The sequence below is a fragment of the Pseudarthrobacter sp. NKDBFgelt genome (assembly GCF_046097905.1).
Classification (GTDB): domain Bacteria; phylum Actinomycetota; class Actinomycetes; order Actinomycetales; family Micrococcaceae; genus Arthrobacter; species Arthrobacter polychromogenes.
The window spans coordinates 1-12,380 of record NZ_JBJURL010000099.1; the positions used below are offsets into that span (position 1 = coordinate 1).

At 63.0% G+C, this 12,380-nt stretch carries 16 protein-coding genes; 3 read left to right on the plus strand and 13 right to left on the minus strand.

Translation table 11 applies throughout. From position 1 onward, the window contains the following. Positions 1-52: 52 nt before the first annotated feature. The 7 genes from rplQ to ACKAE7_RS18820 all read right to left on the minus strand — a co-directional run bounded on the left by rplQ (position 53) and on the right by ACKAE7_RS18820 (position 4,446). Positions 53-646: a 50S ribosomal protein L17 gene (rplQ, locus tag ACKAE7_RS18790; RefSeq protein ID WP_408979994.1), complete on the minus strand. Its 594-nt coding sequence runs from the start codon at positions 644-646 to the stop codon at positions 53-55. 71 nt (positions 647-717) lie between these two features. Beyond that, positions 718-1,728: a DNA-directed RNA polymerase subunit alpha gene (locus tag ACKAE7_RS18795; RefSeq protein WP_013601812.1), complete on the minus strand. Its 1,011-nt coding sequence runs from the start codon at positions 1,726-1,728 to the stop codon at positions 718-720. Positions 1,729-1,859: 131 nt separating this feature from the next. Beyond that, positions 1,860-2,261: a 30S ribosomal protein S11 gene (rpsK, locus tag ACKAE7_RS18800; protein WP_018769149.1), complete on the minus strand. Its 402-nt coding sequence runs from the start codon at positions 2,259-2,261 to the stop codon at positions 1,860-1,862. Positions 2,262-2,315: 54 nt separating this feature from the next. Continuing rightward, positions 2,316-2,690, minus strand: a complete 375-nt coding sequence (gene rpsM / locus ACKAE7_RS18805; protein WP_003803743.1) for a 30S ribosomal protein S13 — start codon at positions 2,688-2,690, stop codon at positions 2,316-2,318. Positions 2,691-2,873: 183 nt separating this feature from the next. Beyond that, the gene (gene rpmJ / locus ACKAE7_RS18810) at positions 2,874-2,987 is read right to left on the minus strand and encodes a 50S ribosomal protein L36 (RefSeq protein ID WP_009358722.1); all 114 of its coding nucleotides are present in this window, start codon (positions 2,985-2,987) and stop codon (positions 2,874-2,876) included. Between the two features lie 70 nt (positions 2,988-3,057). Next, positions 3,058-3,279, minus strand: a complete 222-nt coding sequence (gene infA / locus ACKAE7_RS18815; RefSeq protein WP_009358723.1) for a translation initiation factor IF-1 — start codon at positions 3,277-3,279, stop codon at positions 3,058-3,060. Between the two features lie 171 nt (positions 3,280-3,450). Then, positions 3,451-4,446, minus strand: a complete 996-nt coding sequence (locus ACKAE7_RS18820; RefSeq protein ID WP_408979995.1) for a P1 family peptidase — start codon at positions 4,444-4,446, stop codon at positions 3,451-3,453. A 239-nt stretch (positions 4,447-4,685) separates the two neighbouring features. Here ACKAE7_RS18820 and ACKAE7_RS18825 point away from each other — a divergent pair, with 239 nt between their 5' ends. The 3 genes from ACKAE7_RS18825 (at position 4,686) to ACKAE7_RS18835 (ending at position 7,976) form a co-directional block, all read left to right on the plus strand. Continuing rightward, a complete protein-coding gene (locus tag ACKAE7_RS18825) occupies positions 4,686-5,642 on the plus strand; it encodes a carbohydrate ABC transporter permease (protein ID WP_188809614.1) in 957 nt (318 codons plus the stop codon). After that, on the plus strand, positions 5,639-6,559 hold the full coding sequence (locus ACKAE7_RS18830) for a carbohydrate ABC transporter permease (RefSeq protein WP_408979996.1): 921 nt from the start codon (positions 5,639-5,641) through the stop codon (positions 6,557-6,559). The genes ACKAE7_RS18825 and ACKAE7_RS18830 overlap by 4 nt, the downstream gene beginning before the upstream one ends. 73 nt (positions 6,560-6,632) lie before the next feature. Further along, positions 6,633-7,976 carry an ABC transporter substrate-binding protein gene (locus tag ACKAE7_RS18835; protein WP_408979997.1) on the plus strand — a complete coding sequence of 448 codons (1,344 nt, stop codon included), beginning with the start codon at positions 6,633-6,635 and terminating at the stop codon, positions 7,974-7,976. Positions 7,977-8,098: 122 nt separating this feature from the next. Here the strand turns inward: ACKAE7_RS18835 and map are convergent, their stop codons facing one another. The 6 genes from map to rpsE all read right to left on the minus strand — a co-directional run. Then, positions 8,099-8,926 (minus strand): type I methionyl aminopeptidase, encoded by an 828-nt coding sequence (map, locus tag ACKAE7_RS18840; RefSeq protein WP_188727437.1) that lies wholly within the window; start codon positions 8,924-8,926, stop codon positions 8,099-8,101. A gap of 72 nt (positions 8,927-8,998) precedes the next feature. Next, positions 8,999-9,568 (minus strand): adenylate kinase, encoded by a 570-nt coding sequence (locus tag ACKAE7_RS18845; protein ID WP_174176874.1) that lies wholly within the window; start codon positions 9,566-9,568, stop codon positions 8,999-9,001. 5 nt (positions 9,569-9,573) lie between these two features. Next, positions 9,574-10,884, minus strand: a complete 1,311-nt coding sequence (gene secY / locus ACKAE7_RS18850; RefSeq protein ID WP_188809611.1) for a preprotein translocase subunit SecY — start codon at positions 10,882-10,884, stop codon at positions 9,574-9,576. Between the two features lie 212 nt (positions 10,885-11,096). Beyond that, the gene (rplO, locus tag ACKAE7_RS18855) at positions 11,097-11,582 is read right to left on the minus strand and encodes a 50S ribosomal protein L15 (RefSeq protein ID WP_066277850.1); all 486 of its coding nucleotides are present in this window, start codon (positions 11,580-11,582) and stop codon (positions 11,097-11,099) included. After that, on the minus strand, positions 11,583-11,789 hold the full coding sequence (gene rpmD / locus ACKAE7_RS18860) for a 50S ribosomal protein L30 (RefSeq protein ID WP_066277852.1): 207 nt from the start codon (positions 11,787-11,789) through the stop codon (positions 11,583-11,585). Between the two features lie 2 nt (positions 11,790-11,791). Continuing rightward, positions 11,792-12,380, minus strand: a 589-nt coding sequence (gene rpsE, locus ACKAE7_RS18865) for a 30S ribosomal protein S5 (protein WP_408979998.1), incomplete at its 5' end; no start/stop codon positions are given.

Sequence of the window (12,380 nt, forward strand, 5' to 3'; positions counted from 1 at the left end):
GCGGGTTTTTGGTTGTTCATAGACTCAAGTCTATGCGAAGAACATCAGCGAATTACTTCGCGTCCTTTTCCTCGGCTGCGGGAGCCTCGGGTGCTTCCTCAGCGGCCGGGGCCTCTTCGGTTGCAGCTTCTTCAGCGGCGGGCGCCTCAGCGGCCTCAGCCTCAGGAGCCTCAGTAGCCTCTGCCTCGGGAGCCTCTTCTGCAACCGGAGCAGCAGCGGCTTCCTTCTTGTCGGCGTCGCGCTTCGCAGCGGAGGTAGCCTCGGCTACAACGGCCTGCTTGGCGGAAACGGGCTCGAGAACCAGTTCGATGACAGCCATGGGAGCGTTGTCGCCCTTGCGGTTGCCGATCTTGGTGATGCGGGTGTAGCCGCCGTCGCGGTTCTCCACAGCCTGGGCGATGTCGGTGAACAGCTCGTGGACGATGCCCTTGTTGCTGATCAGGCCGAGGACCCGGCGGCGGGAAGCGAGGTCGCCACGCTTGGCGAAGGTCACCAGGCGCTCTGCGTACGGCTTCAGGCGCTTGGCCTTGGTCACCGTGGTGGTGATCCGCTTGTGCTCGAACAGGGATGCTGCCAGGTTCGCGAGCATGAGGCGCTCGTGAGCCGGGCCGCCTCCGAGGCGCGGACCCTTAGTGGGGGTAGGCATAATTGTTTCTCCTCAAATGGAAGCCGTGGGCTGTGCACACCATGGTGCCTGCCCGCCGGCCAAGGTCTGGTTTAGAGTTCGTCGTCGCCGAAGGCGGCGTCGTCCTCTTCGATTGCTGCGGCGCGTGCTGCGAGGTCAAAACCGGGAGGCGAGTCCTTGAGGGACAGGCCCAGTTCAACCAGCTTTGCCTTGACCTCGTCAATGGACTTTGCACCGAAGTTGCGGATGTCCATCAGGTCAGCCTCTGAGCGGGCAACGAGTTCACCCACGGTGTGGATGCCCTCACGCTTGAGGCAGTTGTAGGAACGGACGGTGAGGTCCAGATCCTCGATCGGCAGTGCCATGTCGGCTGCCAGGGCAGCGTCGGTGGGCGACGGGCCGATCTCGATACCTTCAGCTGCGGTGTTCAGCTCACGGGCCAGACCGAACAGTTCCACCAGGGTGGTGCCTGCGGAAGCGACGGCATCGCGCGGGGCGATGGCCTGCTTGGTCTCGACGTCGACAATCAGCTTGTCGAAGTCGGTGCGCTGCTCAACACGGGTTGCTTCCACGCGGAAAGTAACCTTCAGCACCGGCGAGTAGATGGAGTCGACCGGGATACGGCCGATCTCTGCGTCGCCGGACTTGTTCTGAGCTGCCGAAACGTAGCCGCGGCCGCGCTCGATGGTCAGTTCGAGTTCGAACTTGCCCTTCGAGTTCAGCGTGGCGATGTGCAGATCCGGGTTGTGGAATTCGACGCCGGCCGGCGGAGCGATGTCCGCGGCGGTGACGACTCCGGGGCCCTGCTTGCGCAGGTAGGCAACAACCGGCTCATCGTGCTCGGAGGAAACCGAGAGGCTCTTGATGTTCAGGATGATCTCAGTGACATCTTCCTTGACACCCGGAACCGTGGTGAACTCGTGCAGCACGCCATCGATCCGGATGCTGGTTACGGCAGCACCGGGGATGGAGGAGAGCAGGGTACGGCGGAGGGAGTTTCCGAGGGTGTAGCCGAAGCCCGGTTCCAGCGGTTCAATGATGAAACGCGAACGGTTTTCGGAGACTACCTCTTCGGAGAGGGTGGGGCGCTGTGCAATGAGCACTTAGGTTTCCTTTCGGCGAGCATCCGCTATATGACGCAACACAGGTGGTGGAAATTCGGTCTGAAGACTTAACGCGCTGGGCTTGCCCGGACCATCAACGGTCCGGGCAAGCTCATGCGGCGTGGAAAGCCTTAGACGCGGCGGCGCTTCGGCGGGCGGCAGCCGTTGTGCGCAGCGGGGGTGACGTCCTGGATGGAGCCAACCTCGAGGCCTGCGGCCTGCAGCGAACGGATCGCGGTCTCGCGTCCGGAACCCGGTCCCTTGACGAAAACGTCAACCTTGCGCATGCCGTGCTCCTGGGCACGCTTGGCAGCAGCTTCGGCAGCCATCTGGGCTGCGAACGGGGTGGACTTACGCGAGCCCTTGAAGCCAACCTCACCTGAGGAAGCCCAGGAGATAACAGCGCCGTTCGGATCCGTGATGGAAACGATGGTGTTGTTGAACGTGCTCTTGATGTGCGCCTGGCCAAGCGCGATATTCTTCTTGTCCTTCTTACGCGGCTTGCGAACCGCGCCACGAGTCTTCGGGGGCATTATTTCTCCTACAGAAAGTTATTGGGGAAAAGTCCGTTAATCCCGGCGGGGATTTTAACGGGCCTTCTTCTTGCCGGCGACGGTGCGCTTCGGGCCCTTGCGGGTACGGGCGTTGGTCTTCGTACGCTGTCCGCGTACGGGCAGGCCCTTGCGGTGGCGCAGGCCCTCGTAGCTGCCGATTTCAACCTTGCGGCGGATATCTGCTGCTACTTCGCGGCGAAGGTCACCCTCAACCTTGTAGTTGCCTTCAATGTAGTCACGCAGCTCAACCAGCTGTGCATCAGTCAGGTCCTTGACGCGAACGTCGGCGCTGATGCCAGTGGCAGCCAGGGTTTCGTGTGCACGGGTCTTGCCCACGCCGTAGATGTAAGTAAGCGCAATTTCCAGCCGCTTTTCGCGGGGAATGTCTACGCCAGCGAGACGAGCCATAGTGGCAGTACTCCTTGAATAAACCGGAGGTCGTAGGCAGTACACCCGCACGTTCTGTGCGGCCCCAGCCTCCGACCGGGGGTTAGCTGTCCGGACTCTTTCGAGCTAAATGTTCCAGATCAGCTTGTGCTGCCTTTATTTACTTGCGTGGGTTAGCAACCCAGGATTTCCCGATGAGGGGAATTAGCCCTGGCGCTGCTTGTGGCGCGGGTTCTCGCAGATCACCATGACCCGGCCATTACGGCGGATCACTTTGCACTTTTCGCAGATCTGCTTGACGCTCGGCTTGACCTTCATGGCATTCCTTTGCGTGTAACAGTTGGTCAACTGGAGCGGCAGCCAGCTCGCACTGGAGCCGCCCAGCAATTTACTTGTAGCGGTAGACGATACGACCACGGGTGAGGTCGTACGGGCTCAGCTCCACCACTACGCGGTCCTCAGGGAGGATTCGGATGTAGTGCTGACGCATCTTTCCAGAGATGTGTGCCAGAACGATGTGCTTGTTGGTGAGCTCAACGCGAAACATCGCGTTAGGCAGCGCCTCGGTCACAACGCCTTCGATCTCAATGACCCCGTCCTTCTTGGCCATACCCTCCGCTAACTGTTGTTGCCGCAGCCCTGCCGGATTGCACCGGGCATGGCCACGAACGTTTTGGTTGGATCGATTGCCGGCTCCAGACCCAAAAGGGCGTGGCAGTCCAGACAACCAACAAGCAACACTACTCCGTATCACCGGAAAAGTTAAATCGGCAATGGTAACCTACCGGGCGCCGTACACACCATAATCGCCGGCGGGAGTGCTTACGGCCTCCGCGCCGGCCACGCCGTCAAGGATGGCCAACCGTACGACGTCGGCTGCCGCGCTTTGCAAGGTGATCAGGCTGAACTGGCGGGCAGCTTCGTCCGAGCGGTCGAGTGCCACGGCCTGGGTAGACAGGCAGAAAACAGTGTCCCCGTCAGCCAACGTGTGCGAAGGATTCAGAGCCCTCGCAATCCCAGCATGTGATGCAGCTGCAGTCCGTTTACACTCGGCCACATCAAGGACAGCATTGGTCGCCACGACAACAAGGGTGGTGTTGAGGGGTGTCCCTTGGATGGCTTCCGCCCCATCAGCCGAAGCCCTCGGCGTGCTCGCTCGTTCCTCGCTTAGACGCACGCTGCCGGGCTCCGTCAGCTGGGTCGTTGTGCCAAACGGAAGTCCCAGCGCGTTCACTACTACAAGTGCACCGACCACGACGCCGTTCTCAAGCGTCACAGAGGCGGTCCCCACGCCGCCTTTGTACGTCCGGGCCATGACGGCGCCGGTGCCGGCACCCACGTTGCCGCGTCCGACGTCGTGCCCTTCCGGTTGCGCCGCAGCGGCGGCGGTTGCCGTGTAGCCCATGTCCGCCGTCGGACGTGCCGAAAAGTCCCCGCCCCTGCCCAGGTCGAAGATCGCGGCTGCCGGCACGATCGGGACTACTCCCCCGGGCACCGGGAACCCGCGGCCGTTCTCCTCGCACCAGCGCTGGGCGCCGGCGGCGGAGGCGAGGCCGTAGGCGCTGCCGCCGGTGAGGACAACGGCGTCGACGGTGCTGACGAGCGTGGTGGGATCCAGGGCGTCGGTTTCATGCGTGGCCGGCCCGCCGCCCTGCACATCGACCGACCCGCAGGTCCCGGGCGGCGGCAGGACCACCGTGACGCCAGTCAGCCAGCCGTCGCCGGACTTTTGCTGGTGCCCCACCCGCATTCCCGGCACGTCAGTGATTGCTCCCATGGCACCCATTCTGCCCTTTTGGCCATCAAACGGATGAATACGGGCGGGTCCCTGCCTTTCAAACAAACTTTGTGCAAGACTGCAGGCAACACAGCGTTAACGGGCAACGAAGCCTCGGATAACAGTCCTTTGACGAGGACACTTGCGGCTTTCTGCCTACTGACCATGTGGTGAAGTAATGGCTAGACTCCCCCGACCACGGCCAGCCACGAGCAGGCACGAATCCCGTGAGAGACCGCATGACCCGTCAACTCGCACCCCATCCGTCCACCAAGCCCACGAAGCCCGGACCGGCCGCCGCCCCAAGACGCCGGCGCTGGACGCAGAGAACCCGGCGGGACTTCTTCGTCTTCCTTGCCCTCGCTTTGCCCAACCTGGTGCTGATCGCCGTCTTCACGTACCGGCCACTGGTCAGCAACATCTACTACTCCACGCTGGACTGGACCCTGGGGTCACCGTCAGCCACGGTGGTGGGCATCAACAACTACGTCACCTTCTTCACCAGTGACGACGCCTCCAAGGTACTGGGCACCACCGCGATTTTCACGGTGGTCACGGTGGGCGGATCCATGATCCTTGGACTGCTCATCGCCCTGGCGCTGAATGCGAAAGTCCGGGGAACCACGTTCGCCCGCTCGGCGGTATTCGCCCCCTACGTCCTGTCCGGCGTCGGCGTGGGCCTGGTGTGGCTCTTCATTTTCGATCCCGGCTACGGCGTCCTGGCCTGGCTGCTCCGGGGCATCGGCCAGCAGAGTCCGCAGTGGATCAATGATCCCCAGCTTTCCCTGGTCATGGTCATCCTCGTGTACGTCTGGAAGAACCTGGGGTACTGCGCGGTGGTGTACCTGGCAGGGCTCCAGTCCCTGCCACAGGACGTCATGGAGGCAGCCTCGCTGGACGGCGCCAACGGGTTCCGGCGCTTCATCACCATGTCGCTTCCGCTCCTGTCCCCCACCACGTTCTTCCTGCTGATCACCAGCTTGCTGAGTTCGCTGCAGGCCTTTGACCTCATCCGGATCATGACGCCGCTGGGAACCGGCACCAGCACCCTCATCTACGAGGCCTACCTCCAGGCCTTCGGCGCCTTCAACCGGGCCGGCTATTCCGCGGCCATCTCGGTGATCCTGTTCGCAATCCTCCTGGTGATCACCGTGTTCCAACTGCGGTTCGTGGAACGGAAGGTGCACTACTCGTGAGCTCAATGTCACCGGTCAACCCGGACCCCACAGCCCCGCCCACGCAGGCCGCGGACCCAGTGATCCCCCGGGACCGGCCCTTCTCCCGGCAGAACCTGGCGCAGGCCGTCCTGGGCGGGTACGTCCCACTGATCCTGGCAACACTGGTGGTTTTCCTGCCGCTGCTGTGGATGGTGCTCAGCTCGTTCAAGCAGCCCGGTGAAATCATCACCATGGATCTGGAGATCCTGCCGGAAGGCCTCAACCTGCAGAACTACCAGATCGCCATGACCACCGTGCCGTTCGGCCAGTTCTTCCTTAACAGCGCCATCGTCACGGCGGCGGGCGCCAGCGTCAAGGTGGTCCTTGCCATCCTCACGGCCTACGCCCTGGTGTTCGTCCGGTTCCCGTTCAAGAACGCCATCTTCATGCTCATCCTGGTTGCACTGATGGTGCCGCCCCAGGTGTCCATCCTGCCCAACTACATCCTGATTTCGGGGATGGGCGGGAAGAACACCCTGTGGGGCATCATCCTGCCGGGCCTCGGAACCGCCTTCGGCACCTTCCTCCTGCGGCAGCACTTCCTCACCCTGCCCAACTCCATCCTCGAGTCGGCTGAAATCGACGGGGCCGGCCACTGGCGCCGGCTGTGGCGCATCGTGGTTCCCATCTCCGTCCCCTCCATCGCAACGGTGGCGCTGGTGACCATCGTCAGCGAGTGGAACGAGTACATCTGGCCGCTGATCATCACGGACCGTCCGGACACCATGACCCTGCCGGTGGGGCTGACGCTGCTCCAGAACTCAGAGAGCAACGCCTCCGGATGGGGCATCCTCATGGCCGGGGCCGTCCTGGTGATCGTCCCCATCCTTATTGTCTTTGCGGCCCTCCAGCGTTACATCGTCGCCGGGCTCACCCAGGGCAGCGTCACCGGGTAAGCCCGTGCCGCCGTCGTCCATCACAGAAGAAGCACCCAACTCCTCAATGTGGCACCCAACGAAAGGACCTGCAATGACTCAGCACCTCGATCGGAGGCACTTCCTGGGACTCGCCGGAGTCACGGCGTCGGCCGCTGCCCTGGCAGCCTGCGGCGGCCCGTCCACGAGCGGCACCCCCGTGGCCAGCGAAGCCGCGGAACTCGACTTCAGCGGGGTGAAGCCGGCCGCGCAAATCGACTTCTGGTCCAACCACCCCGGCAAGTCGCAGGACGTCGAAAAGGCCATCATTGAGAAGTTCCACGCCCAGTTCCCGGACATCCGGGTCAACCTGGTCACGGCCGGAGCGAACTACGAGGAAATCGCGCAGAAGTTCCAGACCTCGCAGGCGGCAAAATCCGGCCTCCCGGGCGTTGTGGTCCTTTCCGATGTGTGGTGGTTCCGCTACTTCACCAACGGCAGCATTATCCCGGTGGACGCCCTCGTCAAGCAGCTGGACATCAAGCTGGACGATTTCCGGAAGTCACTCGTGGACGACTACAAGTACAACGACAAGCAATGGGCCCTCCCCTACGGGCGCTCCACTCCCCTGTTCTACTACAACAAGGATCACTTCCAGGCCGCCGGACTGCCGGACCGGGCACCCAAAACGTGGCAGGAGTTCGGCGAGTGGGCGCCCAAGCTGAAGGCCAGCTCAGGCGCACAGTACGCCTACATCTACCCGGCATTGGCGGGCTACGCGGGCTGGACCTTGCAAAACAATCTGTGGGGCTGGGGCGGCTCCTGGTCCAAGGAGTGGGAGATCACCTGCGATTCACCTGAATCCATCGAAGCGCTGCAGTGGGCCCAGGACTCCATCTACAAGAACGGCTGGGCAGGCGTCTCCTCCAAGGAAGCCGCAGATGACTTCTCCGCAGGGCTGACCTCATCCACGATCTCCTCCACCGGGTCCCTCCTCGGCGTGCTGAAGTCCGCGCCGTTCAACGTGGGCGTGGGATTCCTTCCCGGCGGACCGAAGGCCGAGACCAACGTCTGCCCCACCGGCGGCGCGGGCCTGGGCATCCCGAGCGGCATCAGCAAGGAAGAGCAGCTGGCCGCCGGCACGTTCCTGAAGTTTATGACCGAGCCGGAAAACAGCGCAGCCTTCTCGGCTGCCACCGGCTACATGCCCACCCGCGAGTCGGCGGACATGGAGGCGGTCCTGGCCCAGACCCCGCAGATCCAGACTGCCGTGGACCAGCTGGCTGTTACCCGGGTCCAGGACAATGCCCGCGTGTTCCTCCCGGGCGCCGACCAGGAACTGGCCAAGGCGGCCGCAGCGATCCTCACCCAGCAGGCGGACGTGAAGGCCACCATGACCAGCCTGAAGAAGACGCTGGAGGGCATCTACGAAAAGGACGTCAAGCCGAAGCTCGGCTGAGTTTCCCTGTACGCAAGAAGCGCCAGGTGTTGTTGTGGGATCACAACGACACCTGGCGCTTCTGTCTGGGCTGCTGGGCCGGGCCCGTTGGCCCGCAAGGCTGCCGTCCTGCTGGCTTTGGACTACGGGATGGGCACCGGGGTCACGCCGAGCGGGACAAGGTGCTCCGCACCGCCGTCGGGCGCTGACAGCACCCAGATGCCCTTCTCATGGACCGCCACGGAGTGCTCCCACTGGCAGGACCGCTTGCCGTCCGTGGTGACAACTGTCCAGTCGTCCTCCAGTACCGCGGTTTCGATGCCGCCGCGCACCAGCATGGGTTCGATCGCCAGGCACAGCCCGGGTTTGATCTTGGGGCCGCGGTGGGTGGTGCGGTAGTTCAGCACGTCGGGAGCCATGTGCATTTCGGAACCGATGCCGTGGCCCACGTAGTCCTCGAGGATTCCCAGCGGTTTGCCGGGAACGGACGAGACGTAATCGTCGATCGCGGCCCCGATGTCGCCGACGTGCTTTCCGGTGGCCAGCGCGGCAATACCATGCCACATCGCTGCCCGTGTCACGTCCGAGAGGCGCTGGTCCTCCGGGTCAGCGGTGCCCACGATGACGGTCCTTGCCGAGTCGGAGTGCCAGCCGTCCACGATCGCGCCGCCGTCGATGGAGATGATGTCCCCGTCGTTGAGGACCCGGCTGCCCGGGATGCCGTGGACCACTTCCTCGTTGACCGAGGTGCAGATGGTGGCCGGAAAGCCGTGGTAGCCGAGGAAGTTGGACTTTGCGCCCGCTTCGTTCAGGACAGCGGCGAAAACGTCGTCGAGGTGCTTGGTGGTGGTACCGGGCACTGCTGCGGCGACGGCTGCGTCCAGTGCACGGCTCAGGACAAGGCCTGCCTCGTGCATGGTGCGCATCTGGGCGTTGGTCTTGTATTCGATGCGGGGCTGGCCAAAGGCCATGGTGTTCCTTCTTTCAAATGGCTGAGGCTCCTCCCGGTTGCCGGGAGGAGCCTCGGAATACGTTCGCCTGGATCAGGCTGCCTGTGCCGCCTTGATGGCCTGCATGACGCGGTCGGTGACCTCGTCGATGCCGCCGATGCCGTCAACCTGGGTCAGGATGCCGCGCTCGGCATACTTCGCCACCACGGCTTCGGTCTGCTCGTGGTAGAGGTCAAGGCGGTGGCGGATGACGGCTTCGTTGTCGTCGCTCCGGCCCGTTTCCTTGGCCCGGCCGAGCAGCCGGTGGACCAGTTCCTCATCGTCGGCAGTCAGCTGCAGGACGACGTCTAGCTTTTCCTCACCCTTGGCGAGGATCTCGTCCAGGTAGTCCACCTGGGCGGTGGTGCGGGGGTAGCCGTCCAGCAGGAAGCCGGTTTCGACGTCGGACTCGCTGAGCCGGTCCCGCACCATCTTGTTGGTGACGCTGTCCGGAACGAAGTCGCCGTTGTCCATGTACTTCTTGGCTTCAATGCCAAGCGGCGTCTCGCCCTTCACGTTGGCGCGGAAGATGTCGCCGGTGGAGATCGCCACAACGCCGAGGCGCTCTGAAATCCGCTCCGCCTGCGTTCCTTTTCCGGAACCGGGAGGTCCAATAATCAGCATTCTCGTCATCGCAAAAGCCCTTCGTAGTGACGTTGTTGTAGCTGCGCATCAATCTGCTTGACGGTCTCCAGGCCAACGCCCACCATGATCAGGATCGAGGTGCCACCGAACGGGAAGTTCTGGTTGGCGTTGATCAGCACCAGTGCAACCAGCGGGATCAGCGCCACGAAGCCCAGGTACAGGGCTCCGGGGAGGGTGATCCTGGAGAGCACGTACTGCAGATAGTCAGCGGTCGGCTTACCCGCGCGGATACCCGGGATGAAGCCGCCGTACTTCTTCATGTTGTCCGAGACCTCTTCAGGGTTGAAGGTGATCGCGACATAGAAGTAGGTAAAGAACACGATCATGGCAAAGTACAGCACCATATAGATCGGCTGGTCACCGCGGACCAGGTTGTTGTTGATCCATTCAACCCACGGCTGGATCGGTTCACCTGCCCGGGGCTGGTTGAACTGCGAGATCAGGCCCGGCAGGTAGAGCATTGAGGAGGCGAAGATCACCGGGATAACGCCGGCCATGTTCACCTTGATGGGGATGTAGGTGCTGGTGCCGCCGACGGTGCGGCGGCCAATCATCCGCTTGGCGTACTGCACCGGGACCCTGCGCTGCGACTGCTCAACGAAGACAACCAGTGCCACTGTGAGCAGGCCGACTGCCAGGACGATGAAGAACGTCCCGGGACCCTGCGCGCTCCAGATGGCGCCGAGGGAGGTGGGGAACGTAGCGGCGATGGACGTGAAGATGAGCAGGGACATGCCGTTGCCGACGCCCTTTTCGGTCACGAGCTCGCCCATCCACATGATCAGGCCGGTGCCGGCCGTCAGGGTGATGATGAGCAGGATGGTGGTGATAACGCTGCTGTCAGGAATGATCGGCAGGTTACAGCCCGGAAGCAGCTGCCCGGAGCGCGCAAGGGATACCAGCGTGGTGGCATTGAGCAGGCCCAGCGCGATGGTGAGGTACCGGGTGTACTGGGTCAGTTTGGACTGGCCCGACGCGCCCTCTTCGTAGAGCTGCTGGAACCGGGGAATGACCACCCGGAGCAGCTGGACGATGATGCTGGCCGTGATGTACGGCATGATGCCCAGCGCGAAGATGGACACCTGGAGCAACGCGCCGCCGCTGAACAGGTTAACGAGCTGGTACAGCCCCTCTGCCGTCTGACCGTTCTGCAAGCATTGCTGGACATTCTGGTAGTTCACACCAGGCGAGGGAATGAAAGCACCCAAGCGGAAAATGGTGATGATTCCCAGCGTGAACAACAACTTGCGTCGCAGATCAGGCGTGCGAAAGGCCCGGCCAAATGCGCTAAGCAAGCGTCCTCCTGTGGTGTGAAGAGTGGTGTGATGGGGATCTATGAATCCCGACAACCGAGTCTAACGGGTGTATGCGCCCTGCGAACAATCCGCGATGGCGCCGCTGCGCCGGATGGCGGCGAAAAAACGGCGGGCGGATGGAAAAAACTCCCGGCCCCGGGGCGGTAGCCCCAGGACCGGGAGTTCAACAACGGGCTTGGCGCCCACCGGCTCTAGAGAGCGGTGGTGCTTCCGCCTGCTGCGGCAATCTTTTCAGCGGCGCTGGCCGAGAATGCGTGGGCGGTGACGTCAACCTTGACGGTGATGTCGCCGGTGCCCAGCACCTTGACGGGCTGGTTCTTGCGAACGGCGCCCTTTTCGACCAGGTTCTCCACGGTGACTGCGCCACCTTCGGGGAACAGCTCGTTGAGCTTGTCCAGGTTTACAACCTGGAACTCAACGCGGAACGGGTTCTTGAAGCCGCGCAGCTTCGGCAGGCGCATGTGCAGCGGCAGCTGGCCGCCGGCAAAGCCAGCCTTGATCTGGTAACGGGCTGCAGTACCCTTCGTGCCACGGCCAGCGGTCTTACCCTTGGAACCTTCACCACGACCAACACGGGTCTTGGCGGTCTTGGCACCCGGGGCGGGACGCAGGTGGTGAACCTTCAGGGCGTTCTGCTTCTCAGCAGCCTGTGCCTTATCAGCAGTGTTCTCTGCCATTTACTTCGCCTCCTCTACCTTTACCAGGTGCGGAACCGTGTTGAGCATCCCAACGGTGACGGCATCGGCGGTGCGGACAACAGTCTGTCCGATACGCTTCAGGCCGAGGGACCGCAGGGTGTCGCGCTGGTTCTGCTTGCCGCCAATGGCGGACTTGATCTGAGTGATCTCCAACTGGGCGTCGGAGGGAACCAGGTTCTTAGCCATAACTAGGCACCTGCCTTCGTGTTCAGAAGGGCCTTCACCAGTGCCGGCGGAGCAATCTCGTCGAGGGGCAGGCCGCGGCGTGCTGCCACTGCTGCCGGCTCTTCGAGGCGCTTCAGGGCATCAACGGTCGCGTGAACGATGTTGATGGCGTTTGAGGAACCGAGCGACTTGGAGAGGATGTCGTGGATGCCCACGCACTCCAGTACTGCACGGACCGGGCCACCGGCAATAACACCGGTACCGGCGGAAGCCGGACGCAGCATTACGACGCCGGCAGCAGCCTCACCCTGAACGCGGTGCGGGATGGTGCTGCCAACGCGGGGAACGCGGAAGAAGGACTTCTTAGCTTCTTCAACGCCCTTCGCGATTGCGGCAGGAACTTCCTTAGCCTTGCCGTAGCCAACGCCGACCATGCCGTTACCGTCACCGACGACGACCAGGGCGGTGAAGCTGAAGCGACGACCACCCTTGACCACCTTGGAAACGCGGTTGATGGTGACGACGCGCTCTACGAACTGGCTCTTCTCGGCTTCACGGCCGCCGTCGCGGCCGCCACGGCCACCACGGTCGCCGCGGCCCTGGCCACGGTCG